Origin of the sequence: Micromonospora sp. GCM10011541, assembly GCF_042650725.1 — a bacterium.
Taxonomy (GTDB): domain Bacteria; phylum Actinomycetota; class Actinomycetes; order Mycobacteriales; family Micromonosporaceae; genus Micromonospora; species Micromonospora sicca.
This window is the reverse complement of sequence record NZ_JBHSBP010000010.1, coordinates 241182-266715: the sequence shown is the minus strand read 5'-3', so window position 1 is coordinate 266715 and position 25534 is coordinate 241182. Positions and strand designations below refer to the sequence as shown.

At 74.7% G+C, this 25534-nt stretch carries 22 protein-coding genes and 1 pseudogene; 15 read left to right on the top strand and 8 right to left on the bottom strand.

Annotated elements, in window-relative coordinates; translation table 11 throughout:
- The first annotated feature begins 85 nt into the window (after positions 1-85).
- From ACFOYX_RS05625 to ACFOYX_RS05590, 8 genes and pseudogenes are all read left to right on the top strand, one after another.
- Positions 86-1567 (top strand): NYN domain-containing protein, encoded by a 1482-nt coding sequence (locus tag ACFOYX_RS05625; protein ID WP_322442035.1) that lies wholly within the window; start codon positions 86-88, stop codon positions 1565-1567.
- A 145-nt stretch (positions 1568-1712) separates the two neighbouring features.
- A complete protein-coding gene (locus ACFOYX_RS05620; protein ID WP_322442044.1) occupies positions 1713-1925 on the top strand; it encodes a hypothetical protein in 213 nt (70 codons plus the stop codon).
- A 31-nt stretch (positions 1926-1956) separates the two neighbouring features.
- Positions 1957-2121, top strand: a complete 165-nt coding sequence (locus ACFOYX_RS05615; RefSeq protein WP_322442034.1) for a hypothetical protein — start codon at positions 1957-1959, stop codon at positions 2119-2121.
- Positions 2122-2159: 38 nt separating this feature from the next.
- Positions 2160-2234, top strand: a pseudogene (locus ACFOYX_RS05610) (hypothetical protein); the annotation flags it as partial.
- A gap of 18 nt (positions 2235-2252) precedes the next feature.
- The gene (locus ACFOYX_RS05605) at positions 2253-2516 is read left to right on the top strand and encodes a hypothetical protein (protein WP_322442033.1); all 264 of its coding nucleotides are present in this window, start codon (positions 2253-2255) and stop codon (positions 2514-2516) included.
- Positions 2417-3136: a transposase gene (locus tag ACFOYX_RS05600; protein WP_322442043.1), complete on the top strand. Its 720-nt coding sequence runs from the start codon at positions 2417-2419 to the stop codon at positions 3134-3136. The genes ACFOYX_RS05605 and ACFOYX_RS05600 overlap by 100 nt, the downstream gene beginning before the upstream one ends.
- 158 nt (positions 3137-3294) lie before the next feature.
- Entirely contained in the window at positions 3295-4554 is a 1260-nt protein-coding gene (locus ACFOYX_RS05595) for a M48 family metallopeptidase (RefSeq protein WP_322442032.1), read from the top strand.
- Positions 4551-5675, top strand: coding sequence for a glycosyltransferase family 4 protein (locus ACFOYX_RS05590; RefSeq protein ID WP_322442031.1), 1125 nt, complete (start codon positions 4551-4553; stop codon positions 5673-5675). The genes ACFOYX_RS05595 and ACFOYX_RS05590 overlap by 4 nt, the downstream gene beginning before the upstream one ends.
- 52 nt (positions 5676-5727) lie before the next feature.
- Here the strand turns inward: ACFOYX_RS05590 and ACFOYX_RS05585 are convergent, their stop codons facing one another.
- The 5 genes from ACFOYX_RS05585 to ACFOYX_RS05565 form a co-directional block, all read right to left on the bottom strand.
- Entirely contained in the window at positions 5728-7395 is a 1668-nt protein-coding gene (locus ACFOYX_RS05585) for a putative bifunctional diguanylate cyclase/phosphodiesterase (protein ID WP_377533841.1), read from the bottom strand.
- Positions 7396-7477: 82 nt separating this feature from the next.
- The gene (locus ACFOYX_RS05580) at positions 7478-8290 is read right to left on the bottom strand and encodes an SAM-dependent methyltransferase (RefSeq protein WP_322442030.1); all 813 of its coding nucleotides are present in this window, start codon (positions 8288-8290) and stop codon (positions 7478-7480) included.
- A gap of 201 nt (positions 8291-8491) precedes the next feature.
- Complete coding sequence (locus ACFOYX_RS05575) at positions 8492-9160, bottom strand: response regulator transcription factor (protein ID WP_007072219.1); 669 nt, start codon at positions 9158-9160, stop codon at positions 8492-8494.
- Positions 9161-9167: 7 nt separating this feature from the next.
- Positions 9168-10859 carry a GAF domain-containing sensor histidine kinase gene (locus ACFOYX_RS05570; protein WP_322442029.1) on the bottom strand — a complete coding sequence of 564 codons (1692 nt, stop codon included), beginning with the start codon at positions 10857-10859 and terminating at the stop codon, positions 9168-9170.
- A gap of 14 nt (positions 10860-10873) precedes the next feature.
- Positions 10874-12679: an AMP-dependent synthetase/ligase gene (locus ACFOYX_RS05565; RefSeq protein ID WP_322442028.1), complete on the bottom strand. Its 1806-nt coding sequence runs from the start codon at positions 12677-12679 to the stop codon at positions 10874-10876.
- Between the two features lie 187 nt (positions 12680-12866).
- Here ACFOYX_RS05565 and ACFOYX_RS05560 point away from each other — a divergent pair, with 187 nt between their 5' ends.
- From ACFOYX_RS05560 to ACFOYX_RS05535, 6 genes are all read left to right on the top strand, one after another.
- Positions 12867-13322, top strand: a complete 456-nt coding sequence (locus ACFOYX_RS05560) for an SRPBCC family protein (protein ID WP_322442027.1) — start codon at positions 12867-12869, stop codon at positions 13320-13322.
- Positions 13323-13362: 40 nt separating this feature from the next.
- On the top strand, positions 13363-14037 hold the full coding sequence (locus ACFOYX_RS05555) for a hypothetical protein (RefSeq protein ID WP_322442026.1): 675 nt from the start codon (positions 13363-13365) through the stop codon (positions 14035-14037).
- 52 nt (positions 14038-14089) lie between these two features.
- Complete coding sequence (locus ACFOYX_RS05550; protein ID WP_201749810.1) at positions 14090-15046, top strand: ROK family glucokinase; 957 nt, start codon at positions 14090-14092, stop codon at positions 15044-15046.
- 114 nt (positions 15047-15160) lie between these two features.
- Positions 15161-15868, top strand: a complete 708-nt coding sequence (locus ACFOYX_RS05545; RefSeq protein ID WP_322442025.1) for an endonuclease/exonuclease/phosphatase family protein — start codon at positions 15161-15163, stop codon at positions 15866-15868.
- A 106-nt stretch (positions 15869-15974) separates the two neighbouring features.
- Positions 15975-17384 carry a flavin-containing monooxygenase gene (locus ACFOYX_RS05540; protein WP_375373542.1) on the top strand — a complete coding sequence of 470 codons (1410 nt, stop codon included), beginning with the start codon at positions 15975-15977 and terminating at the stop codon, positions 17382-17384.
- Between the two features lie 179 nt (positions 17385-17563).
- A complete protein-coding gene (locus ACFOYX_RS05535) occupies positions 17564-18382 on the top strand; it encodes an alpha/beta fold hydrolase (protein ID WP_322442041.1) in 819 nt (272 codons plus the stop codon).
- Between the two features lie 25 nt (positions 18383-18407).
- Here the strand turns inward: ACFOYX_RS05535 and ACFOYX_RS05530 are convergent, their stop codons facing one another.
- Both ACFOYX_RS05530 and ACFOYX_RS05525 read right to left on the bottom strand, forming a co-directional pair.
- Entirely contained in the window at positions 18408-19826 is a 1419-nt protein-coding gene (locus ACFOYX_RS05530) for a trehalose-6-phosphate synthase (protein ID WP_322442024.1), read from the bottom strand.
- Between the two features lie 174 nt (positions 19827-20000).
- A complete protein-coding gene (locus tag ACFOYX_RS05525; protein WP_109803538.1) occupies positions 20001-20849 on the bottom strand; it encodes a hypothetical protein in 849 nt (282 codons plus the stop codon).
- Positions 20850-21093: 244 nt separating this feature from the next.
- Here ACFOYX_RS05525 and ACFOYX_RS05520 point away from each other — a divergent pair, with 244 nt between their 5' ends.
- Positions 21094-21795, top strand: coding sequence for a lysophospholipid acyltransferase family protein (locus tag ACFOYX_RS05520; RefSeq protein WP_322442023.1), 702 nt, complete (start codon positions 21094-21096; stop codon positions 21793-21795).
- Positions 21796-21802: 7 nt separating this feature from the next.
- Here the strand turns inward: ACFOYX_RS05520 and ACFOYX_RS05515 are convergent, their stop codons facing one another.
- The gene (locus ACFOYX_RS05515; protein WP_322442022.1) at positions 21803-25393 is read right to left on the bottom strand and encodes an adenylate/guanylate cyclase domain-containing protein; all 3591 of its coding nucleotides are present in this window, start codon (positions 25391-25393) and stop codon (positions 21803-21805) included.
- Between the last annotated feature and the right edge of the window lie 141 nt (positions 25394-25534).

Genomic DNA, 25534 nt, shown 5'->3' with positions numbered 1-25534 from the left:
CGTCCCACCGGTTACGACGGGACTAGGATGAGAGATCGGCTCACTCACTGGGCGCTGGGCCCGTTCGCGGTGGGAGACTTGCCACATGCCCCTCACCGAGCCGCACGACGACCACCTCCCCGAGGCGGGGCCGGTGGCTGCCGGGCGGGACACCGGTGGGGGCGACGCGGACGACCTGGCGACCGGTCCGGCCGGCGCCGAGCCGCCCCGGCCGGGGGAGACCGAGCCCGCCCCGCCGGAGACCGGGCCCGCCGCGGCGGAGCCCGAGCCGACCCTGCCCGAGCCGGTCCGGCAGCGGATCGTGGCGCTCACCGCCGCGGTGCTGCCGGCGATGCCCACCGACGAGGTGCCGGTTCCGCTGCGCCGGGTGGCCAAGTTCGCCCCCAACCGCCGGGCCCGGCTGGGCGCGCCCGCGATCGCCGCCCAGCTCACCGCCGACCCGCTGTTCCGGCAGCGGGTCAGCGCGCGGGTGCTGACCGACGCCGGCGACCTCGGCGCCGCCGTGGTCGAGGGGACCGCCCCGGCCGCCGCCGACCCGGTGGAGGTGGCCGCCCTGGCGTACCTCGCCCGGCCGCGCGGCTGGCGGGAGCTGATCGAGGCGAGCGGCGCCGCGGTCCGGGCCGAGGCGGACAGCGCGGTGGTGGCCGAGCTGGTCCGCGAGGCCGAGCAGCGGGCCACCCGCGCCGAGCACGACCGGGCGGTGGCCCGGGTCGAGGCCGAGAAGCTCCGCGACGAGCTGGCCCGGGTCCGGGAGGAGCTGGGGCAGCTCCGCGAGGAGTCCCGACAGCTCAGCCGCACGCTGCGCGAGACCCAGGCCCGGGAGCGGCGGGCCAACGAGCTGCTCGCCACCGAGCGCGGCCGGGCCACGCGGGCCGCCGCGGACGCGGAGGCGGAGCTGCGCCGGGCCCGGGCCCGGCTGGCCGAGGCGGAGTCGGCGGCGGGAGCGGCCCGGGCGACCGCCAAGGAGGCGCGTTCGGTCGACGAGGCCCGGCTCTGGCTGCTGCTGGAGACGATCGGCCAGGCGGCCGTCGGGCTGCGCCGCGAGCTGGCTCTGGACCCGGTCGAGAAGCTGCCGGCCGACTTCGTCGCGGACGCCTTCGCCGACCAGTCGGCCACCACCCCGGCCGGCGCCGCCGCCCGGGCCCGGGACACCGACGACCCGGCCCGGCTGGATCAGCTGCTCGCCCTGCCCCGGGCCCACCTGGTCGTCGACGGCTACAACGTGACCAAGCGCGGCTTCGGCGAGATGTCCCTGGAGCAGCAGCGCAAGCGGCTGATCACCGGCCTGGGCGGGATCGCCGCGCAGACCGGGGACGAGATCACCGTGGTCTTCGACGGGGCCGAGCGGATGCACGGCCTGCCGCCCACGCCGCGGGGGGTGCGGGTGCTCTTCTCCCGCAAGGGCGAGACCGCCGACGAGCTGATCCGCCGGCTGGTCCGCGCCGAACCCACCGGTCGGCCGGTGGTGGTGATCTCCTCCGACCGCGAGGTCGCCGACGGGGTACGCCGGCACGGCGCGTACCCGCTCGGCGCGGACTCGCTGCTGCGCCGGCTGGCCCGGTCCTGACGACGCTTGATCGGTTTCGGGATGGCTGCGACCTCGTTGTCCGTTTCTGTCACACCCCTCGCCTAGCGTCGACGTGACCGACGGTGGTCGGGCGGCCACGACCGGGCGTCCGCCCGCCGCCGCCGTGACGCGTCAGGAGGCGTTCATGCTCATCGACTGCGACAGGTGCGGGATCCGGGGGGCGGGCTGTTCCGGCTGCCTGGTGACCGCGCTGCTCGACACCGGCGCGCCGGCCGCCGACCTCGGCGCCGCCGAGCACCGGGCGATCGAGGTGTTCGCCCGCGCCGGCTTCGAGGTGGAGGTGGTGTCGCCCGAGCCGGGCACCCGGCGCCGCGCCACCCGCCGTCGCGTCGCCTAGGGTGCGTCCTGTTGCTCGGCGTCGGGTCCCGGTGCGGCATCGCGGCGGGCGGGAGAATCCGCTGCGCTCGCGGCTGCCCGCACTGTCGTCCCGGTCGTTCTTCGTCGCAACCGTCGGCGCGGTGCCCGCCGCGACGGTGCGCCGGTACATCGACACCCAGTACGAGAGGCCGTGGCGCAAGGAGGGGTCGTCGTGATCCGGGCGTACGTGTTTCTGTAGCGCCCCACCGCACGCCAGGCGGCGGCGCTGACTGCGTGCGTCGAGGACCACCGGCAGCTGTACAACGCGGCCCTCGCCGAGCGGCGTGAGGCGTACCGCCGCGCCCGGGTGAGCGTGCGCTACGGAGACCAGTCCGCCCAGCTCAAGGACATCCGCCGCGCCGACCCCGACCAGGGCCGCTGGGCATTTTCCTCCCAGCAGGCCACCCTGCGCCGCCTCGACAAGGCGTTCACCGCGTTCTTCCGCCGGCTCAGGGCTGGCCAGACCCCGGGATATCCACGGTTCAAGGGCGCCGGCTGGTTCAACACCAGCGGGAGGGTCGCCGCTGGTACGCCGTCCTGGCCTGCGGCGATGTACCCGCCGAACCGCTGACGGCCACCTCGTCGGCGGTCGGGATCGACATGGGGGTGGCGTCCTTCCTCACGACGAGCGACGGGGTCCAGATCGACAACCCTCGCTACCTGGCCGCGTCCGCCGACCGGCTGGCCGCCCTGGCTCGGCGCAAGCGTGGCTCCAACCGCCGCTGCAAGGCCCGCGAGCAGGTCGCAGCGCTGCACGCCAAGGTACGCCGGCAGCGGCGCGACCATGCCCACAAGACCGCCCTGTGGCTGGTCAGACAACATGACCTGATCGCGCATGAAGACCTGCGCATCGCCAACATGATCCGTTCGGCACGCGGGACGAACGATGCCCCCGGCGTCAACGTGGCCGCCAAAGCCGGGCTGAACCGTTCGATTCTCGACGCGGGATGGGGGATGTTCCTCGCGATCCTGTCCGCCAAGGCTGAAAGCGCCGGACGGACGATCATCGCAGTGGACCCCCGCAACACCTCCCGCACCTGCCCGCGGTGCGGGCACTGTGCGAAGGAGAACCGCATCACCCAAGCCGACTTCCGGTGTGTGCGCTGCGGGTACGCCGCGCACGCGGACCTGGTGGGCGCCAGCAACGTTCTCCGGGCGGGGCTCGCCCGTCAGGCCGCGACTGCGGTCTGAGAAGCTGACGCTCTCAGGCGTCAGAGGAGTCACAGGATGAGCGCTCTCGGACGGGATATGGCAGGGATACGACGTGACGGCGGCGCGCGCCCCGTGTCCCCGGCACGCCCCTGGCGCGCCCCCGGTACGGCGGTCGCCACCGGCACCGGGGCGGCGCGGTGACGCCGCGCGGGTGGGCCGTGCTCACGCTCGCCGGGCTGGCCGTCGCGCTGGTCGTCGCCGGAGCGTTGCTGATCCCGTGGAGCCGGCCCCCCGCGCCCCGCGCCGACCAGCTCGCCGCGCTGCGCTCCCTCCCGGTCGACCAGGTGACCCGTGGCCGGGCCTTCCACGCCGCGCTGCGCCCCGGCGGGTACGGCGCGCTGGCCGTCGGCCTGGCGGTGGCCCTCCTGCTCGGGCTGACCCCGCTCGGCAGCAGCCTGGTGGAGCTGGCCGGCCGGCCGCTCGGCGGCCACTGGGTGGCCCGGGCGGTGCTCGGCGGGCTGGCCGTGATGCTCCTCGCCGACCTGCTCACCCTGCCCTTCGCCGCCTGGCGGCAGACCGTGCTGGTCCGCTACGGGCTGAGCACCCAGGGCTGGAGCGGCTGGGCCGTCGACCTGCTCAAGTCGTACGCGGTCAGCGCGGTGATCGGCGGGCTCGTGCTGCTCGGCTTCTACACCGTGGTCCGGCTCGCGCCGCGCTGGTGGTGGGCGTTCGGGGCAGCCGGCGCGGCCGGGCTGGTGGTGCTGCTGTCGTTCGTGCTCCCGGTGCTGGTCGAGCCGGTGTTCAACCGGTTCACCCCGATGGAGCCGGGCCCGCTGCGCAGCGAGCTGATCAGCATGGCCGCCCGGGACGGTGTGCCGGTGCGCGACGTGCTGGTCGCCGACGCGTCCCGGCGGACGAAGGCCGTCAACGCGTACGTCTCGGGGCTGGGGCCGACCCGGCGGGTGGTGGTCTACGACACCCTGCTGCGCGAGGCGACCCCGGCCGAGGTGACCAGCGTGGTCGCGCACGAGCTGGGGCACGCGAAGGACCGGGACGTCTGGGTCGGCACCCTGACCGGGGCGCTGGGCGCCGCCGCCGCGGTGGTCGCGCTCTACCTGATCGGTTCCTGGGCGCCGCTGCTGCGGCTGGCCGGGGTGGACTCCGTGGCCGAGCCGCGCGCCTTCCCGCTGCTGATCGCGCTGGTCACGGTCGTCGGGCTGGTCGCCGCGCCGGTCCAGGCGCTGGTCTCCCGCCGGGTGGAGGCCCGGGCCGACGCGCATGCGCTCGCCCTGACCGGCGATCCTTCGACCTTCGAGGCGATGCAGCGCCGGCTGGCCGGGGTGAACCTGGCCGACCCCGACCCGCCCCGCTGGGAGTACCTCTGGTCGGCCTCGCATCCGTCCACCGTGGAGCGGATGGCCGCCGCCCGCGCCTACACCAGGGAGAGCGGCCGATGAGCCGGACGTTGCTGGTCACCAACGACTTCCCGCCGCGCCCCGGCGGCATCCAGTCCTTCGTGCACCACCTCGCGGCGCGCCAGCCCGCCGGCTCGGTGGTGGTGTACGCGTCGAGCTGGCGGGGGGCCGAGAAGTTCGACGCCGACCAGCCCTTCGAGGTGGTCCGGGAACGCACCCGGGTGCTGCTGCCCACCCCGCTGGTGGCCCGGCGGGCGGCGAAGCTGGCCCGCACGTACGACTGCGACACGGTCTGGTTCGGCGCGGCCGCCCCCCTCGGGCTGCTCGCGGCGGGGCTGCGCCGGCGGGCCGGCATCCGGCGGGCGGTGGCCCTGACCCACGGCCACGAGGTCGGCTGGGCGGCGCTGCCCGGCGCCCGGGCCGCGCTGCGCCGGATCGGCCGGGGCGTGGACGTCACCACGTACCTGGGGGAGTACACCCGGGTGCGGCTGGCCCGGGTGCTGGACGGGGTGACCGAGCTGCGCCGGCTGGCGCCGGGGGTGGACGTGGACACGTACCACCCGTCCGTGGACGGGGAGCCGGTCCGGATCCGGCTGGGCCTGGCCGACCGGCCGGTGGTGGTCTGCGTCTCCCGGCTGGTGCCGCGCAAGGGCCAGGACATGCTGATCCGGGCGATGCCGGAGATCCGCCGGCGGGTGCCCGACGCCGCGCTGCTGATCGTCGGCGGGGGTCCCTACCGGGCCGCGCTGGAGAAGCTGGCCCGGCACGCCGGCGTGGAGCGGGACGTGGTCTTCACCGGCTCGGTGCCGTCGGCGGAGCTGCCGGCGCACTACGCGGCCGGCGACGTGTACGCGATGCCGTGCCGCACCCGCAACCGGGGCCTGGACGTCGAGGGCCTGGGGATCGTCTACCTGGAGGCCAGCGCGACCGGCCTGCCGGTGGTGGCCGGCGACTCCGGCGGCGCGCCGGACGCGGTCCGCGAGGGGGAGACCGGCTACGTGGTCCGGGGTCGGGACGTCGCCCAGCTCGCCGACCAGGTGGCGACGCTGCTCGCCGACCGGGACCTGGCCCGCCAGCTCGGCGCGGCCGGTCGGGCCTGGGTGGAGCGGGAGTGGCGCTGGGAGACCCAGGCGCAACGGATGGCGGCCCTGCTCGCCGGCTGACCCGGCGGCCGCCCGCGCCGCCTGCTCCTCGGCCGGATCCGGCGTACCGGAATCAGGCCCACTGGGCGAGGAAGCGGTCGGCGGGGGCGGGGCGGCCGAAGTGCCAGCCCTGGCCGGCGTCGCAGCCGATCGCCCGCAGCCGGTCGGCCTGCTCGGCGGTCTCCACGCCCTCGGCGGTGACGGTCAGGTCCAAGGCGTGCGCCAGGGACACCAGCGAGGCGAGGATCCGCCCGTCGGTACGGCTGCCCGGGTCGGCGGCCGGGGCGCGCAGGCCGGCCACGAACTCGCCGGCCACCTTCAGCTCGGTCACCGGCAGGTCCCGCAGGTAGGCGAGGTTGCAGTAGCCGGTGCCGAAGTCGTCGATGGCGATCCGCACCCCCTGGTCGGCCAGCACCCGCAGGGCCCGTACCGGCTCCTCGGCGGTGCTCATCATGGTGCTCTCGGTGATCTCCAGCTGAAGCCGGTCCGGGGGCAGCCCGGTCTGCCGGAGCACGCCCCGCACCTCCTGCACCAGGCCCGGGCGGTGCACCTGGCGGACGGCGAGGTTGACGCTGACGAACGGCGGGTCGTCGTGCCCCGCCGACCAGCCCTCCGCCTCCCGGCAGGCCTCGGCCAGCACCCAACCGCCGAGCCGGACGATCAACCCGGTCTCCTCGGCCAGCCCGATGAAGCTGTCCGGCCGGAGCACGCCCAGCTCGGGGTGGCGCCAGCGGACCAGTGCCTCCATGCCGAGCACCCGCCCGTCCCGCAGCGAGGTCAGGGGCTGGTAGTCCAGATAGAACTCGCCCCGGTCGAGGGCGGTGGGGATGGCCGCCGAGAGGGCGTACCGGGCCAGCTCGCGGCGGTTGCGGTCGGCGTCGAACAGGGCCCAGCGGGCGCCCCCGGCCGCCTTGGCCCAGTGCAGCGTGCTGTCGGCGGCCCGCATCAGCTCACCCGGCGAGGTGCCGGCCACCTGCCGTTCGACGATGCCGATGCTCGCCGACACGGTCAGCTCGTGGCCGTCCACCAGGGCCGGTTCGCTCACCACCGCGAGGGCCGCCTCGGCGACCTTGACGGCGTCGTCGGTGCAGGCGGTCCGCTCGACCAGGATCACGAACTCGTCCCCGCCGAGCCGGGCCACCAGGTGCTCGCCGAGGGCCCGGCGCAGCCGCTGCGCCACCGACACCAGCAGCGAGTCGCCGACCTGATGGCCGAGGGAGTCGTTGACCACTTTGAACCGGTCCAGGTCCAGGAAGCAGACGCCCACCCGGTCGGCGCCCCGGCCCGGCTCGTCGATGGCGGCGGAGAGCCGTTCGGTGAACAGGGTGCGGTTGGGCAGCTCGGTGAGCGGGTCGTGGGTGGCCTGGTGCCGGAACCGGGCCTCGCTGTCCCGCAGCGCCCGTTCGGCCTGCGCCCGGGCCACCATCGCGGCCCGGCGGATGGACTCCTGCTCGTCCAGCGTCCGGTCGCGCAGGGCGCGGGCGTACCCGGTGGCCACGGTGGCCAGCAGCCGGGCCATCCGGTCCTCGACCTCGTCGGCGACCAGCCCGAGGTCGCGGACCAGGCGGAGCTGGATGACCTCCACGGTCCGGCCGAGCCCCTCCGCCGAGGCGATGTGCGCCGCCACCAGCTCGGCGCCGACCTGCTGGCCGATCCGCAGGTCGAACGGCTCGGCCTGGATCGCCGCGGCCAGCCGCTCGGTGAGCCGTTGCAGCAGCGCCTCCAGCTGGGCCTCGGTCATCGGCAGGTAGCTCGTCCCGGCGACCGCCTTGGCCCAGGCCCGGGCGAAGGTGCCGGGGCAGGAGCGGGCCCGGGCGGCCCCCTCACCCACCGAGACGCCCGACGCCGCCCATGAAGACCGCCTGTTCCGCGTTCTCCGCCTGCTCCGGGGACTCCGGCCGCCACTGCGGCACCCAGACCACGCCCGGGTCCACCAGCTCGAAGCCGTCGAAGAGCGTGGTCAGCTCGGCGCGGCTGCGAATCCAGAGCTGGTTGTCGGTGCGGCGGTAGACCCGCTCCGCCTCGGCCCGCTCCCCGGTCTCGCGGCGACCGTCGTCGCTGGCCTGCGACATCACCAGGTGGCTCCCGGGCGCCAGGGCTGCCCGCAGCGTCCGGAGGATCTCCTCCGGCCGGTCGGAGTCCGGGATGAAGTGCAGCACCGCCACGATCATCACCGCGACCGGCTGGGAGAAGTCCAGCAGCTTGGTGACCTCCGGATGACCCAGGATCGCCTCCGGCCGGCGGAGGTCCTCCTGGATGACCGTGGCCCGGTCGTTGCCGTGGAGGATCTCCCGGCTGTGCGCCACCGCCACCGGGTCGACGTCGACGTAGATCACCCGCGACTCCGGGTCGATCCGCTGGGCGATCTCGTGCACGTTGCCGACGGTGGGGATGCCGGAGCCGATGTCGAGGAACTGGCGCACCCCGGAGTCGGCCAGGAACTGCACCGCGCGGCGGAGGAAGGCCCGGTTGGCCTGGGCCATCAGCGGGGCCTCCGGCACGGCTTCCACCATGGCCCGGGCCGCCGCCCGGTCGGCGGCGAAGTTGTGCGAGCCGCCGAGGTAGTAGTCGTACATGCGGGCCACGCTGGGACGCTCGATGTCGATCGTGTCGGGTGCCCAGTCCGGCCGCTGCATGCCCTTGCCCCCTTTTGTCAACACCGCGTGAGTGCCACGGCCCGGTGGGCCACCCGGGTATTCTGCCCGTCCGCTGTGGCGGTGCAAAGACCGCGGTCGCTGCGCGGTCGACCTTTGACCCTACGCAGCCGCAGTCGCCCGGAATGCCGGAGAGGCCCGGTCCGGGACGGACGCGGGCCTCTGCCGTGGGCTGTCGGAGCTTCAGAACTTGGGGGCGTCCGGGGCCTCCAGCAGACCGAGCCGCAGCGCGGTCATCAGCGCCTGGGCCCGGTTGGCCGCGCCCAGCTTCTCGTAGAGCTTCGAGATGTGCGTCTTGGCGGTCGACTCGCTGACGAAGAGCTGCTTGGCGATGCCCGCCACGCTCATGCCGTCGGCGAGCAGCCGCAGCACCTGGCCCTCGCGGGGGGAGAGCTGCGGGCCGGACGGGGCCAGCCGGCGCTTCATCGCCTCGGCCAGGTCGGCCGCGGTGAACGCGCTGGGGGAGGAGGCGGCGTGCCGGGCGGCCGCCACCACCTCGTCGGCCGGGGCCGTCTTCGGCACGAACGCGCTCGCCCCCGCCTCCAGCGCGCCGAAGAGCTGGTCGTCGCCGGCGTACATGGTGAGCACGACGATGCCCATCGACGCGCTGGACTTGCGGAGCGCTCGGGTGGCCTCCAGCCCGCTGCCGTCGGGCAGGCGCAGGTCCATGATCACCACGTCCGGCTGCAGCGCACCCGCCTGGCGTACGCCCTCCGCCGCCGTCGCGGCCTCGCCGACGACCTCGAACTGCCGGTCCCGCTCGAAGGCGTGCCGCAGACCCTTGCGGATCAGGTCGTGATCGTCGACAAGGAGGACCTTGGTACGGGTGGCCGGTGTCGGACTTGTGGTCATCCTCGGGTTACTCCCCTTCTGCTGCTGTGCTGCCGCGCACCTTATCGCGCCGGGGCGAGGAGCCGAGTACCACCGCCACGGTCGTGCCGCTGGGTTGCCGCGGCCTGATCTCCAACCGGCCCCGGATACGTTCCGCCCTCTCGGCCATGATCGCAAGACCATAGTGCCCGTCAGGGCGCTGGTCACCGATGCCGTGACCGTCATCCGACACTTCGATCTGAGCGTACGGGGGGTCCACCGCACAGGTGACCCACAAGTTGGCCGCCCCGGCGTGCTTGCGCGCGTTGGTGACCGCCTCCTGCGCGATTCGCAGCAGCTCGGCCTCCGTGGCGGCGGGCAACCGGGCGGTCGACTCGTCCAGCGACAGGTGCACCCGCAGGCCGCCGGACGCGCCCACGGTGCGAGCGTACTCGGCGATCGCGGCGGCCAGGCCGCCGTGCCGGTCCACCTCGCTGCGCAGCTCGAACAGGCTCAGCCGCAGCTCGGTGATCACCCGGGTCACCTCCTGACGCAGCGTCCGCAGCGACTCGGCGGTCTCCTCCGCGTCATCGTGCACCGTGGCGAGCGCGTTGTCGATGCCGTAGCCGACCATCACCAGCTCCTGGGCGACCCCGTCGTGGATCTCCCGGGCCAGCCGCTGCCGCTCCTCGTTGGTGGCCAGCGACCGCACCTCGTCGAAGAGCAGGGCGGCCTCCAGCCGCAGCGCCGCCGGCCCGGTCAGCGCGGTCACCCGGGCCACCACCGGCGGCGGGTAGGCGTGCCCGGCGTCCGCCTCCAGCACCACCAGGCCGACCGTCCGGACCCCGGCGACCAGCGGCACGATCAGCGCGGAGACCTCCGCGCCGCGGTGCGAGCGGGACTGGGAGCGGGCCGAGGTCTGCGCCTGCTGGCTGGCCCAGGCGTCCGCGATCGCCGAGTCCGCGTCGAGCGTGGTCTCCCAGTCGACCCGGTCCACACCGACCTGGGCGAGCACCACCAGCCGACCGCCGCCGCTGGCGGAGAGCACGGCGCCGCGGTCGGTCTTCGCCACCACCCGCAGCTCCTCCAGCAGGTGCTCGGAGATGCCGCCCGGGTCGAGGGTGGCCCCGGGCAGCTGGCGGGCGACCGTACGGAGCTGGGTCAGCAGCCGGGTGGCCTCGGCGTACGGCTGCGGTTTGCCCTCGCCGCGGACCCGCATCACCCGCTGCAGGGTGCGGGCGGTGTAGAGGCCGAGCCCGGCGAGGATCAGCCACTGCGCGCAGACCGCGAGGTAGCCGGGCTCGGTGAGCTGGCGGCCGCCGTCGACCTCGGTGAGCGCGCCGGCGACCAGCAGGGTGACCGCGGCGACCGCGAGCAGCGCGGCGCCCTCGGCGAACCGGCGGCGCAGCGCCGTCACGGTCACCGGCACGGCGAGGTACGGCAGCACGGCCGAGGCGCCCAGCCCGCCGGTCACGCCGGTGAAGTGGGTGTCGGCGGCGACCTGGCTGGCGGCCAGCCCGAGGACGACCACCTCGGCGAACCGGCTGAGCGGGCCGAGCAGCCGATGCTGGGGGGCGAGGACGGCCGGCAGCCCGGCGACGCCCAGCAGGGCTATCCACCAGAGCTGGGCGACGTCACGGGTGGCGAACAGGGTGAGGACGGCGACCAGCGCGAGCAGGACCCCGCGCGCGGCGACGGCGAGGGGTTGCGTCTGGGGCTGGCTGGGTGTGGAGGCGGGCACGTGACGGATCGTAGTCAGCCTTGGTAGATATCGGCGATCTCCGCCGCGTACGTCTTGTGCACGACCTGCCGCTTGACCTTCAGCGACGGGGTCAGCTCGCCCGTGGCCTCGGTGAAGTCCTGCGGCAGGATCCGGAAGACCTTGATCGCCTCGGCCTTGGAGACCGCCTGGTTGGCCTGGTCGACCGCGCCCTGCACCTCGGCTCGCAGCGCCTCGTCGTCCCGCAGCTCGGCGGCGCTGGCCGTCTCCGGCCGGTCGTGCGCGGCGAGCCACTTCGGCAGCGCCTCCTCGTCGATGGTGACCAGCGCCGCGATGAACGGCTGCCGGTCGCCGACCACCACGCACTGGCTGATCAGCGGGTGCGCGCGGACCTGGTCCTCCAGGACGGCCGGGGCGACGTTCTTGCCCCCGGCGGTCACGATGATCTCCTTCTTGCGGCCGGTGATGCTGAGGTAGCCGTCCTCGTCGAGCTGGCCCAGGTCGCCGGTGCGGAACCAGCCGTCGCTGGTCAGCGCCTCGGCGGTGGCCGTCTCGTTGTGCCAGTACCCCTGGAAGATCAGGTCGCCGGAGATCAGGATCTCGCCGTCGTCGTCGGTCCGGACCGCGACGCCGGGCAGCGGACGGCCCACCGTGCCGATCTTCGTGCCGGTGGGCAGGTTCGCGGCGGCGGCGGGGGAGGTCTCGGTGAGGCCGTAGCCCTCGCAGACGGTCACGCCGATGCCGCGGAAGAAGTGCCCGAGCCGGGCGCCGAGCGGGGCGCCGCCGGAGATCGCGTCGCGGCAGCGGCCGCCGAGGGCGGCCCGCAGCTTGCGGTAGACCAGCTTGTCGAAGAGCGCGTGCTGGGCGCGCAGGCCGAAGCTCGGCCCGTCGGCGGTCTCCAGCGCCTCGCTGTACGCGATGGCGACCTTCTCGGCCCGATCGAAGATCTTGCCCTTGCCCTCCGCCTCGGCCTTCTGCCGGGCGCCGTTGTAGACCTTCTCGAAGACCCGGGGCACGGAGAGCACGAAGGTCGGCTTGAAGTCCTGCAGCTCGCCGACCAGGTTCTTGGTGTCGGCGCAGTGCGCCATGGTGGCCCGGGCCTGCACCACGCCGATCTGGATGAGCCGGGCGAAGGCGTGCGCGAGGGGCAGGAAGAGCAGGGTGGAGGCGCCCGGGCGGAACAGGTTCGGCAGCACCGGCACCGCGTTGGCGATGTCGGCGTACATGTTGCGGTGGGTGAGCACGCAGCCCTTGGGCCGGCCGGTGGTGCCGCTGGTGTAGATGATCGTCGCGATGTCGCCGGCCTTCACCGTCTTGCGGCGTACCTCGATCTCGGCGGCGTCGACCGACTCGCCGGCGGCGACCAGTTCGTCCACCGCGCCAAGCTCGATCTGCCAGACCTGGCGCAGCTCGGGCAGGCGGTCCCGGACGCCGGCGACCAGGGTGGCGTGGCCGGTGGACTCCACCACCGCGGCGACCGCGCCGGAGTCGGCGAGGATCCAGGCGGCCTGCTCGGCGCTGGAGGTCTCGTAGATCGGCACGGTGACCGCTCCGGCCGCCCAGATGGCGTAGTCGAGCAGGGTCCACTCGTAGCGGGTGCGGCTCATCAGGGCGACCCGGTCACCGGGGGCGATGCCGGCGGCCACCAGTCCCCGGGCGACCGCGACCACCTCGTCGCGGAACCCCCGGCAGGTCACGTCCACCCGGCCCGCCGCGCCGGCCGGCGCCGGCCGGACGAACTGCACGGTGTCCGGGGCGACCTCGGCGTTGTCCCAGACCGGGTCGGTCAGGTTTGCCGCGTCGCCGACGGTGACGATGGGCGGAACGGAGAACTCGCGCACCTGCACTCCCTCGTGCTCGCACTGGCGGGCCGCCGTGGGTCGGCTCTGTCGAAACCTACCCGTCCACCTCTGCGGGTGAGGTAGGGAGGTTGCCCGCCCGGCTGGTGGGACGCCGGGCCCGCGCCGCCGAGGTGCGGCGTGGGGGTGGAGCGACGCGCGCGGGACCGCCGCCGGGTAGCCTCCCCCCATGGCGGACTCCTCCACCCAGTCGATCCTCATCGACGCGCCACCGGACCAGGTGGCAACGGTCATCTGCGACTTCCCCAGCTACCCGGAGTGGACCGAAGCGGTGCGGCGGGCGGAGGTGGTCGAGGAGTACGAGGACGGGTACGCCAGCCAGGTCCGGTTCACCATCGACGCCGGCGTGCTGGCCGACGAGTACGTGCTGGCCTACGAGTACGCCGAGGATCTCTCCCGGATCGAGTGGCACCTGGTCGAGCCCTCGAAGATGCAGAAGGCCCAGCGCGGCTCGTACGACCTGGTCGGCAACCCGGACGGCACCACGACCGTGACGTACACGCTCGAGGTGGAGCTCTCCGTGGGCATGCTCGGCATGTTTCGGCGCAAGGCCGAGAAAATGATCATGGATACCGCGTTGAAGCAGCTCAAGCGCCGGGTAGAAGCACCCGGTGCGGCCCACTGACCCGACCGGCGACCCGGTCTGCACGGTAGAGGAGCCGACCATGGGGAGTACGGATCCGGGTTCGGCCCGGGAAGAGGCGGAACGGCTGGTCGCCATGCTGCTGGCGACCGCCCGGCTGGCCGGTTCGGCTCCGGGAGCCGGACCCTGGGGTCCGCTCGGTGGGATCCTTGCCGGTGTCCTCGGTCACAGTGCCGGTTTCGGCCGGACCGGCGGCGGGGACGGCGCGGCGTCCGGCGCCGGCTCCGGGCCCGCCGGTTTCGCCACCGGCTCGGCGGAATGCTGCATCTGCCCCGTCTGTCGAGGTATCGCCGCGTTGCGTGATCCGAGTCCCGAATTCGCCGAGCGGTTGGCGACCGGAGCGGGGGACCTGGCCGCGGGGGTGGCCAGCCTGCTGCGCGCCTTCGCCCCGGCCGAGCCCAGCCCCCCGGCCCCGGAGGGTGGCTCGACGGAGCCGGCCGCGGGAGCCGAGGCGAGAGACCACGTGTGGCGCGAGGCCACCCGTTCCGGGCATGATTCTCAGCCGGCACCCGAGCAGGACGTGTGGTCCGCCGCCACCCGGGGGGAGGGCGCGGCCGATCCGGGTCCCGTCGTGCCGCCCGCCGATGGTGCCGGGCCGGACGCGCCGGTGAAGACCCGGCGGCCGGCCGGCCGTCCCGTGGTGCCCGCCTCGCGGGCGTCCGGCGAGGTGGGCGACGCACCAGGCGACGGGGCCTGACCACCGGACATCCGGACCTTGCACGGCGGTTCGGGCAGCACAGCAGAGGGGAGTGGCAGCGGTGACGCTGACCATCGGAGTCGACGTCGGTGGCACGAAGGTGGCCGGCGGTGTCGTTGACGACACCGGCAAGGTTCTCGTGCAGGCCCGACGGGACACCCCCGCCGACGACGTGGCCAAGACCCGGGACGTCATCATCGAGGTGGTCACCGAGCTGGCCGTGGGCCGCAGCATCGCGGCGGTCGGCATCGGTGCGGCCGGCTGGATCGACGTCACCCGCTCCACCGTGCTCTTCGCCCCCAACCTGGCCTGGCGGGACGAGCCGCTGCGCGACTACGTCAGCAACGCCACCGGCCTGCCGGTGATCGTGGAGAACGACGGCAACGTGGCGGCCTGGGCGGAGTTCCGCTACGGCGCCGCCCGGCACGCCGACGACTCGATGGTCATGTTCACCATCGGCACCGGCGTGGGCGGCGGCATCGTGCTCGGCGGGGAGTTGCTGCGCGGCGCCAACGGCATCGCCGCCGAGCTGGGGCACATGCTCACCGTCCCGGACGGCCACCAGTGCGGCTGCGGCCGGCTGGGCTGCATCGAGCAGTACGCCAGCGGCAGCGCCCTGGTCCGCTTCGCCCGCGCCGCCGCCCGGCAGGAGCCGCACCGGGCCACCGCCCTGCTCGAGCTGGCCGGCGGGGAGGCCGAGGCGGTCACCGGCCCGATGGTGACCGCCGCCGCGCAGGGCGGCGACCCGGTCTCCGCCGAGGCGTTCGCCCAGGTCGGGCGCTGGCTCGGCACCAGCCTCGCAGACATGGCGCAGATCCTCGACCCGCAGGTGCTGGTCGTCGGCGGCGGCGTGGTGGAGGCCGGCGACCTGCTGCTCGGCCCGACCCGCCGATCGTTCACCGACGCCCTCGCCCAGCGCAGCCGGCTCCCGGTGGCCGAGGTCCGCCCGGCCGAGCTGGGCAACACCGCCGGGGTCATCGGCGCCGCCGACCTCGCCCGCCGGCTGTGAGCGCGAGGAACGCAGCGGAGCGGAGTCCCGCAGTCGCGAGCGGAAGGTCGGCCCGGTGAGCGCGAGGAACGCAGCGGAGCGGAGTCCCGCAGTCGCGAGCGGAAGGTCGGCCCGGTGAGCGGAGCGGGCGGCGGGGTGCCGCTGCGGGTGGTGTCGTACAACATCCACAGCCAGCGCGACGACCCGGCCGCGCTGGCCGCGGTGGTGCGGGCGGCCGCGCCGGACGTGGTGATCGTGCAGGAGGCGCCGCGGCGGTTCCGGTGGCGGCAGAAGTCCGCCACGCTGGCCGATTCGTTCGGGCTGGTGGTCGCCGCCGGCGGCCTGCCGTCGCTGGGCAACCTGCTGCTGACCAGCCTCCGGGTCCGGGTGTACGGCACCCGCTGCCAGCGCTACCCGCTGACCCCGGGCCGGCATTTGCGCGGCGCCGCGTACGCCGAGTGCCGGGTCGGCGGAGCGCGGTTCCTGCTGGCCGGCTCGCACCTGTCCACCGACCCGGCGGAGCGGCCGGCCCAGGCGGCGGCGTTCAAGCGCGAGCTGGCCGCCGCCACGCTGCCGGTGATCGCCGGCGCCGACCTCAACGAGGGGCCGGACGGGCCGGCCTGGCGGACCGTCGCGGCGGGACTGACCGACGCCGCGGTCGCCGCCGACCGGGCCGACCGGCACACCTACCCGTGTGCCGACCCGCGCCGCCGCATCGACGCCCTCTTCGTCGACCCGCGGGTCACCGTGGTCGACTACGACGTGGTGGACACACCGCTGACCCGCCGGGCCAGCGACCACTTCCCGGTGCTGGTGGACCTGCTGCTGCCCGCGGTCGACTGAGCCGCCACCGGCGGCGGCCGGCGGGCGGGGCTGGACAACGGCGGGAGTTGTCGGCAGGATTTCGCAGCGACCCGGCACACCGTGCCGTACATAAGGAGATTCCCCGGTGTCCTCCTCCACCGACCTCGGCCGCCCCGACGCTCCGCCGGGGACGCTCGCCCAGACCCCGGACGGCCGCCCGGTCTCGGACCGGGGTGACACGGTCTGCGTCATCGGGGCCGGGGCCAGCGGCCTCACCGCGGTGAAGAACCTCGCCGAGCACGGCTTCGGCGTGGACTGCTACGAGCGGGAGACCGGCGTCGGCGGGGCCTGGAACTGGCGGCACGACCGCAGCCCGGTCTACGCCAGCACCCACCTCATCTCGTCCCGGCCGTTCACCCAGTTCCCCGACTTCCCGATGCCGGACGACTGGCCGGACTACCCGCACCACAGCCAGCTGCTGTCCTACTTCGAGCGGTACGCCGACCACTTCGACCTGCGCCGGCACATCTGGTTCGGCACTGAGGTGGTGCGGGTGGAGCCGGTCGAGGGGGACCGCTGGGACGTGACCACCCGCAGCACCGGCGGGTACGGCCCGGAGCGCACCTCGCGGTATGCGGCGGTGGTTGTCGCCAACGGGCACAACTGGTCGCCGAAGCTGCCCCGCTACGAGGGGCTGGAGGGGTTCCGCGGCGAGGTGATGCACGCCTCGTCCTACAAGGACCCGGCGCAGTTGCGCGGCAAGCGGGTGCTGGTGGTCGGCGCCGGCAACACCGGCTGCGACATCGCGGTCGAGGCGGCCCAGCAGGCGTCCCGCTGCTGGCACTCCACCCGCCGCGGCTACTGGTACGCCCCGAAGTACGTCCTCGGCCGTCCCGCCGACCAGGTCAACGACAGCCTGCTCGCGCTGCGGGTGCCGCTGCGGGTCCGCCAGTGGCTCTACCACTGGACGCTGCGGCTCACCGTCGGCGACCTCACCCGGTTCGGCCTGCCCAAGCCGGACCATCGGGTCTACGAGACGCACCCGATCGCGAACAGCCAGCTCGTGTACTACGTCGGTCACGGCGAGATCAGCCCGGTGCCGGAGCTGGCCCGCTTCCACGACCGGTCGGTCGAGCTGACCGACGGCCGGGAGATCGACCCCGAGCTGGTCATCTTCGCCACCGGCTACCTGCCGCGCTTCGAGTTCCTGGAGGCGAAGGTGCTCGGCGACGACGAGGGCGTCGGCCGGCCCCGGCTCTGGCTGAACGAGTTCACCGCCGGGCACCCCACCCTGGCGGTGGTCGGCCTGGTGCAGCCGGATTCCGGCGTCTTCACCATCTCGCACTGGCAGAGCGTGCTCTTCGCCCGGCTGCTGCGGCTGCGGGCCACCCGGCCGGACCGGGCCGCGGCGTTCGCCAAGAAGGTCGCCGCCGGCGTCGGCGAGCGCTACTCCGGCGCGGTCAAGGACAGCACCCGCCACTGGTTCGAGGTGGGCCACGCCGACTACCTGCGCGCCGTCCAGCGCGCCCTGGACGAGCTGGAAGGCGGCCGGTGAGCGCGAGGAGTGCAGCGAAGCGGAGCCCCGCAGTCGCGAACGAAGGGGTGGCCCGGTGAGCGCGAGGAGTGCAGCGAAGCGGAGCCCCGCAGTCGCGAACGAAGGGGTGGCCCGGTGAGCGCGAGGAGTGCAGCGAAGCGGAGCCCGGCAGTCGCGAACGAAGGGGTGGCCCAGTGAGTATCGAGCGGGTGCGGATCGTGCGGGCCCGGGAGTGGGCCCGACCGGAGCGCCCCGCCCGTCGCGAGGTGCTCAGCGCCGTGCCGCAACTGGAGGAGGGTCGGCCACCGCTGCTCTTCGTGCCCGGGTTCGGGCACGGGGCGTGGGCGTTCGCCGAGCACTGGTTGGAGCACGCGGTGTCCCGCGGTTTCCCCGCGTACGCGCTCAGCCTGCGCGGGCACGGCGGCAGCGAGCCGGCGCCGGGGGCGACGCTGCGGTCGTACGCCCACGACGTGACCCAGGTGGCGGCGGGCCTGCCGCGGCGGGCGGTGCTGGTGGGGCACGGCGCCGGGGCCCGGGTGGTCACGCACGCGCTGGCCCGCTACCCGGCCCGGGCCGCGGTGCTGGTGGCACCGGTGCTCGGTGGCTGGGGGACGCTCGGTGCCGCGCTGCGGCGCAATCCAGGCGGCACCCTGCCGGCGGTGTTCGGCGGGGGCCTGCGGCTGAGCCGCCGGCAGTTGTTCAGCCGGGAACTGCCGGACGCCGAGGCGCGCCGGTACGCTGCCCGGCTGGGCCGGGCCGGCCGCCGCGCCCAGTGGCAGCTGCTGACCGGCCGGGAGCCCGAGCCGGCGGTGGGCCGACCGCCGGTGCTGGTGCTGGGCAGCCCCGACGACCGGGTGGTGCCGGCCGCCGCGCTGACCCGGGCCGCCCGCCGGTACGCCTCGGCCCCGCTGCTCTTCCCCGGCATGGGCCACGACCTGATGCTGGACGCCCGCTGGCGGGAGCCGATCGACGCGATCCTCGACTGGCTGGAGAAGGACCCGGCGCCGGCGGCCGGCTGAGCGCCGCCCTCGGCGTCGGGCCGGCTCAGTCGGTCGCGGCGAGCCGGGTGAGCAGGGAGCCGCTCTCGTCCAGCGCGCTGAGGTAGGACCGGGCCCAGGCGTGGATGTCGTTGCGGTGCAGGTGCTTCCGCATCGCCCGCATCCGCGCGGCCACGTCGGCCGGCGCGGCCCGCAGCGCGGCGAGCAGCTCCTGCTTGAGCCCCTCCAGGTCGTGCGGGTTCACCAGGAACGCCTGGGACAGCTCGGTGGCCGCCCCGGCGAACTCGCTGAGCAGCAGCGCGCCGGTGTCGTCCACCCGGGCGGCGACGTATTCCTTGGCGACCAGGTTCATCCCGTCCCGCAGCGGGGTCACCGCCATCACGTCGGCGATCCGGTAGAGGGCGGCCAGCTCGGCCCGGTCGAAGGTCTGGGTGAGGTAGTGGATCGCCGGCTCGCCGACCCGGCCGAACTCGCCGTTGATCCGCCCGACCTCGCGCTCCACCCGCTCCCGCAGGATCTGGTACTGGCCGACCCGTTCCCGGCTGGGCACCGCCACCTGGATCAGTACGGTGTCCCGCACCTTGACGTCGCCGCTGGCCAGCAGCTCGCTGTACGCCTTGAGCCGCTGCTCGATGCCCTTGGTGTAGTCCATCCGGTCGACGCTGAGGATGACGTGCTCGGGGTTGCCGAGGTCGCGGCGCAGCCGGCGGGCGCGGTCGGCGACCTCCGGCCGGGCGGCGAGCGCGGCCATCTCGGCGGTGTCGATGGAGACCGGGAAGGCGCCGATCCGGACCACCCGGCCGCCGACACCGATCCGCCGGTCGGTGGCGGGCAGGCCGAGCACCTTGGTGACCAGCTGCGCGAAGTTGTGCGCCGCCTGGGGCCGCTGGAAGCCGATCAGGTCGGCGCCGAGCATCCCGCGCAGCAGCTCGACCCGGCGCGGGAGCTGCATGAACAGCTCCGGTGGCGGGAACGGCGCGTGCAGGAAGAACCCGATCCGCAGGTCGGGGCGGAGCGCCCGGAGTAGGCCGGGGACCAGTTGCAGGTGGTAGTCCTGCACCCAGACCAGGGCGCCCGGCTCGGCCACCTCGGCGGCGGCCTCGGCGAACCGCTGGTTGACCCGCTGGTACGCGTCCCACCAGCGGCGGTGGTACTCGGGCTGCTCGACGGCGTCGTGGTAGAGCGGCCAGAGGGTCGCGTTGGCGAAGCCCTCGTAGTGGTCGCGGAGGTCTTCGGCGGTCAGCGGCACGGTGTGCATGCGGACGCCGTCCACCTCCGGCAGGTGGGGCGCCGGGCCGGTGCCGCCCGCCCAGCCGACCCAGGTGGCCGGGGTATGTCGCAGCAGGGGGTGCAGGGCGCTCACCAGGCCCCCGGGGCTGCGGCGCCACTCGCAGGCGCCGTCCGGCGCCACACTGTCGTCGATGGGGAGGCGGTTGGCGACCACCACGAGGGGACTCTGTCGCATCTCGGGCATTCCGATCAGCAGGGGCTGACCGCCGCGAGCGGGGAGGAACCGGGCAGTCAGTGGGGGAAGTGACGGACAGCGGTATTCCTACTGACCGTAAGTTACACCACTGTTACGTCACCGGCCGGTGGTCCATCGCCGTCCCGGGATGCGGGCGCCCGCCCAAGGGCGGGGTCAGACGACCGCGCCGTCGTCCGGGTCATGGTCGTCGGTGTCGCCCGGACGCAGCCGCCAGATCAGGGTCACGAAGCCGGCCAGGATGCCGGTGAAGCCGAGCAGCGTCACCACCGAGGGGTCGACCGGGAGTGCCGTTGGGTAGAGGAAGAGCGCGAAGCCGACGACGATGGCCATGACGCCGACCACCGTGTACTTCGAGAAGCGGGGCAGCGGGGGCGGCGGGGGTGGGGTGTAGTGCTCCTCGTCGGCGTCCGCCGGCAGGTCGGCGCCGAAGGTGTCCAGGCCGTCCAGGAGCGACGGCTCGTCCTGCCGGCCGCGACTGACCGAGATCCCGGAGATGTCGGCCGCGTACGGCAGGCGCCGGACGTCGGTGGCGGTCGGCCCGCCGGACTCCTCGGCCCCGGTGCGCGGGGACGCCCCGCCGGCCGGTTCGGACGGGTCGACCGGGTCGTCCACGTCCTCGGCGGCGGGCCAGGGGTGGCTCCCGGGGGCGGGCGCGGTGTCGAAGGCGGCGACGATCCGGGCCCACTCGGCCTCGATGTCGGGCTCGTCGTCCCGGGCCGGCTCGGGGGTGCCCTCGTCGGCGAGCTGGGTGAGGTAGTCCCGGGCGGTGGTCAGGTGGGAGCGGTCGACGTAGAGCCGGTCGACCGGCCGGGACGGCACGGTGGTGGTGCGGGTCACCGGGTTGAGGTCGGCGGAGGGCTGGAGGTACGCGGCGATGCCGCCGGCGGCGAGCACGTCGAGCAGGTGTTCGCCGACGCGCGGATCCACGTCACCCGCGACGGCGTACTCGCTCGCGTCGAGCCCGTTGTCCCGCCGTCCCCGACGGGGCCCACCCGCTGACACCGGACACCCTCCTCGTCGCACCCGACGGTGCTCCTCGCCGCGGCGCGCCCTACGCCGTGCCCTGAATCGTGACACGTCAGGACCCGGTTCCGGGAGTGCGTTGTGGCGTGCCGCTCCTGGTTCGTAGGCTCATGCCCGACAGTCCCGCTCGCCGACGGCGCCTCGGGCGTGGTCCCGGGCGGGTGCCGGCGACCCGGCCAGGCTCCCGGCGACGGGTGTCGCCACCCCCGCTGGAAGGACACCGGTGCTGTACTGGCTGATGAAGTACATCATTCTCGGGCCGCTGCTGAGGCTGATCTTCCGCCCGCAGGTGGAGGGGCTCGAGAACGTCCCGGAGACCGGCCCGGTCATCCTGGCCAGCAACCACCTCTCCTTCTCGGACTCGATCTTCACCCCGCTCATCGTCAAGCGAAAAGTCACATTCATCGCCAAAGCGGAATACTTCCTCGGTAAGGGCATCAAGGGTTGGCTGACCAAGATGTTCTTCGTCGGCTCCGGCACCATCCCGGTCGACCGCTCCGGCGGCCGGGCCGCCCGCGCGGCGCTGGACACGCAGCTCAAGGTGCTGCGGTCCGGCGGCATCGCCGGCATCTACCCCGAGGGCACCCGGTCGCCGGACGGCCGGCTCTACCGGGGCAAGACCGGGGTGGCCCGGCTGGCGTTGGAGAGCGGCGCCCCGGTGGTCCCGTTGGCGATGCTCAACGCCGACGAGATCCAGCCCCCGGGCCAGCTGATCCCCAACGTCAAGCGGGTGCGGATCCGCTTCGGCGCGCCGCTGGACTTCTCCCGGTACGCCGGGATGGCCGGCGACCGGTTCGTCGAGCGCGCGGTCACCGACGAGATCATGTACGAGCTGATGGAGCTCTCCGGCCGCGAGTACGTCGACATGTACGCGCAGAAGGCGAAGAGCCGCCCGGCCGTGCCGAGCCAACCCGTCCCCGTCTGACCGGGCCTCAGCAGGCCACCGCGGGCCCGGTGTCGGCGACCGGCTGCCGGGCCAGGGCGAGCAGGCCGGGCGCCTCGTTGCGCCGCGCGAAGGCCCGCACCTCGGCCAGCGGCGGCCCGGCCGCCGCCGGCTCGCCGGCCCGGTCCAGCTCGGCGGCGGCCAGCGCGAGCGCGAGCATCCGGTCGGTGACGTCCGGGATCCGCGCGTAGATCTCGGCGCCGGCCAGGTGCAGCTCGCCGGCGCGCCGGTGATCGCCGTCGGCCGCCGCGAGGGCCCCGGTGACCGTCCGCAGCGCCGCCTCCGACCACGGCGTGCGGTGTCCCAGCCGGTCCAGCATCGCCCGGACCCGCACCGCCGCGTCCCGGCCGGCCAGCGCCGCCGCGTACGCCGCCGCGGCGATCCACTCGCCGCTGGCCAGCGCCGGCACTGCCGACCAGGAGTCGGCCAGCTCGTCGACCAGCGCCGCCGCCTCGTCGGCCCGCCCCTGCAGGGCCCGGCAGAGCGCCGCCATGCCGAGCATCGTCCAGTGCGGGCGGTGGAAGCCGCTGCGGCGGGCCGTGTCCAGCGCGGCGGCCACGTCGTCCCGGTGCCGCGACAGCTCATCGTGCCCGGCCGTGCCGTTCCGCTGCGGCGGCGCGGGCCGGGGCGCCGGCGGCACCGGCCGGCCGCGCAGCACCAGCAGGCAGGAGCGCAGCCCGCGGACCTGCATGTCCCAGCCACCGGTCGGCGTGTCCACGAACGCGTCGGCGGCGGCGAGCAGGCGGGGGAAGTCCCCGTCGAAGTACGCCCGCATCGCCTCGCCGGAGTAGCTGGTGGTCAGCGTCTGCCCGCTGGCCGTACGCGCCGGCGCGGCCGACAGCAGGGCGTCCGAGCGCAGCCAGTCGCCCTCCTCGCGGACCGCGTACGCGAGGTTCTGCATCGCCCGGGGCAGGGCCAGCAGCTGCTGGGCCCGGCTGAACTCCACGATCGCGTGCAGCTCGTCCAGGCCCAGCCGGTCGCCGGCCTGGTAGCGGGCGGTGGCCGCGGTGATCCGGGCGTTGGTGCGGATCTCCGCCAGCCCCAGCCGCTCGCCGATCTCCGCCGCCGTCTCCGCCGCCGCGACGGCCGCGTCCCGCTCGTAGTTCAGCATGTGCAGCCGGCCCAGCTCGGCGTGCGCGTCCGCCTTCTGGGCGCTGTCCGGCAGCGGCTCGAAGAGCCCCACCGCCCGGTCCAGGCAGGCCACCGCCGTAGCCCGGTCGGCGCGCAGCCAGGCCGCCTGGCCGAGCAGCGTCCAGGCCCGGGCGGCGCAGGCGTCGTCGCCGTGCGCGAGCAGCCGGTCGGCGAGGGTGTGCAACTGCTCCGGCCCGCCGCCGGAGAGGAAGGTGTTGCCGTCCCGGTAGAAGGAGATCTCGGTGCTCAGCAGTTCCAGTTGCAGCCGGCCCACCGGGTCGCCGTCGTCGGCCAGGCCGAGCGCGCGGCCCGCGTGGCCGGCGGCCGCGTCCAGGCCGTGCAGCGCGTACGCCCGGCGGGCGGCCCGGTGCAGCGCCGCGCGGGCCGGGCCGGCATACCGGTGGGTGTCCATGCCCAGCGTCCGGGCGATCTCGTGCGCCGCCCACCGGTGGTGCGCGAGGACCTCCGCCAGGTCGGTGTCCCGGCTCTGCGACAGCGCGTCCAGCCAGTCCGCCGTCCGCTCGTGCCGGGCCACCCGCTCGGTACGCGGCAGCCGCTGGTAGCAGACGTCCCGGACCAGCACGTGCCGGAACCGGAACTCCGGCTGCCCGGCCATCGTCGACGCCGCCTGCTCGTGCACGAAGTCGCGCTGCTCCAACCGGCGCAGCGCCCGCTCCACCGACTCCACCGCCAGGCCCAGGGCGGCGGCCACCGCGCCCGGCCAGAACTGCACTCCCACCACCGAGGCGGCCAGCAGCACCGCCCGGTCCTTGGCGTCGAGCAGGTCCACCCGGTTGGCGATCACCGCGTGGACGCTCTCCGGCATCGGCAGGTCCAGGTGCTTCTCCAGCGACCAGCCGCGCCCCGACTGGCGCAGCGCGCCCTGCTCGATCAGCATCCGGACGTACTCGTGGGCGTAGAGCGGGTTGCCGCCGGCTACCTCGACCAGCGGACTGAGCATGTCGGCGGAGAAGGCCGCCTGGCCGAACATGTGCGCGTAGAGGGAGGCGATGCCGGTGTCCCGCAGCGGCGGCAGGGTGATGGTGACCGAGCCGGTGATCGTCCCCGCCCAGCTCGGGTCGCGGTCGACCAGCTCCGGCCGGGCCGTGCAGAGCAGCAGCAGCGGGACGTCGCGGGCGGCCGCGCCGAGCAGCTCGACGAAGCGCAGCATCGCGTCGTCGGCCCAGTGCAGGTCCTCGAAGACCAGCACGGTGGGTCGGCGGGCCGCCAGCGCCAGCAGGAACCGCCGCCACGCCGACTCGGCCTCCTCCGCGGGCAGCGCGGTGCCGGTCAGCCCGACCAGCGGGCGCAGGGCGTCGACGATCCGGTCCCGCTCCCCGGGACCGACCAGCTCGGTCACCGCGGCGGCCAGCCGCTGCGCCGCGGTCGGTGCGGGGTCGGTGTCCAGGATGCCCGCCTCGGTCTTGACCACGTCGGCCAGCGCGGCGAACGTGACGTTCTCGCCGAACGGCGGGCACCGCCCGGTACGCCAGGTCAGCGGCTCGTCGACCAGCCGCCCGGCGTGCCGGTACAGCTCGCGGACGAGCCGGCTCTTGCCGATGCCGGCCCGCCCGAAGACGGTCACCACCTGCGGCATCTGGTCCCGGAGCGACCGGTGCAGGGCGTTGACCAGCAGCCCCAGCTCGTGCTCACGGTCGATCAGCGGGGTGGTGTCCGGCTCCCGGTCGGTCGGCTGGCGGCGGACCGGGGACAGCGCCAGCCAGACCTCGGTCGGCGAGGAGCGCCCGCGCAGGGTGACCGGCGGCTGCTCGGAGTAGCGGATGGCGTCCTTGGTCAGCGCGTGGGTGGCGCCGCAGACCAGCACCCCGCCGGGCGGCGCCACCGACTGCATCCGGGACGCGGTGTTGACCACGTCACCGGCCACGATGGCCTGCCCACCGTCCCGGGCGGCGGCCACGTCGACCAGCGCCTCGCCGGTCGCCACGCCCACCCGGAACCGCAGCTCGTCGGCGCCGGTCGGGGCGAACCGGGTCAGCACCCGCTGCAGCTCCAGCCCGGCGCGGACGCAGCGCAGCGCGTCGGTCTCGGTGGCCACCGGGGCGCCGAAGAGCGCCATCACCGCGTCGCCGATGTACTTCTCGACCACGCCGCCGTACTGCCCGACCACCCGCTTGGCGGCCGAGAAGAAGCCGGTCTGCATGCCGCGGACCTGCTCCGGGTCGGTTCGCTCGACGTACGGCGTGAAGTCGATCAGGTCGACGAAGAGCACGCTGACCCGGCGGCGGTCCTCCTGGGGCGCCGCGGCCGGGCGCTGCGCCCCGGTCCGGGGCGCCCCGCACGAGGTGCAGAACGTCACGTCGGTGGCGAGCGGGCGCAGGCAGTGCGGGCAGACGGCGCCCAGCTCCGCGCCGCAGCCACCGCAGAAGCGGTCGCCGTCGGCGGCGGTACGTCCACATCGGTCACACTGCGCGGAGATGACACCCTCCACTGGCGAATCTGCCGGCCGCCCCGCGGCCGGGCGCCGCGCCCCCCGCGGCGTCCACCGTGAGTATCGCCGCCGGCGGCGGTGTCAGGTACCGGGCTGTTGGCTTGCGGACAGTTCTCCGGACGGCGTCAAGAGCTACATTCA

Bases quoted from the DNA above. Each gene is read 5' to 3' on its own strand.
- ACFOYX_RS05625 (WP_322442035.1), top strand. From the start codon at position 86: ATGCCCCTCACCGAGCCGCACGACGACCACCTCCCCGAGGCGGGGCCG.
- ACFOYX_RS05620 (WP_322442044.1), top strand. From the start codon at position 1,713: ATGCTCATCGACTGCGACAGGTGCGGGATCCGGGGGGCGGGCTGTTCC.
- ACFOYX_RS05590 (WP_322442031.1), top strand. From the start codon at position 4,551: ATGAGCCGGACGTTGCTGGTCACCAACGACTTCCCGCCGCGCCCCGGC.
- ACFOYX_RS05585 (WP_377533841.1), bottom strand. From the start codon at position 7,395: ATGACCGAGGCCCAGCTGGAGGCGCTGCTGCAACGGCTCACCGAGCGG.
- ACFOYX_RS05580 (WP_322442030.1), bottom strand. From the start codon at position 8,290: ATGCAGCGGCCGGACTGGGCACCCGACACGATCGACATCGAGCGTCCC.
- ACFOYX_RS05575 (WP_007072219.1), bottom strand. From the start codon at position 9,160: ATGACCACAAGTCCGACACCGGCCACCCGTACCAAGGTCCTCCTTGTC.
- ACFOYX_RS05560 (WP_322442027.1), top strand. From the start codon at position 12,867: ATGGCGGACTCCTCCACCCAGTCGATCCTCATCGACGCGCCACCGGAC.
- ACFOYX_RS05555 (WP_322442026.1), top strand. From the start codon at position 13,363: ATGGGGAGTACGGATCCGGGTTCGGCCCGGGAAGAGGCGGAACGGCTG.
- ACFOYX_RS05530 (WP_322442024.1), bottom strand. From the start codon at position 19,826: ATGCGACAGAGTCCCCTCGTGGTGGTCGCCAACCGCCTCCCCATCGAC.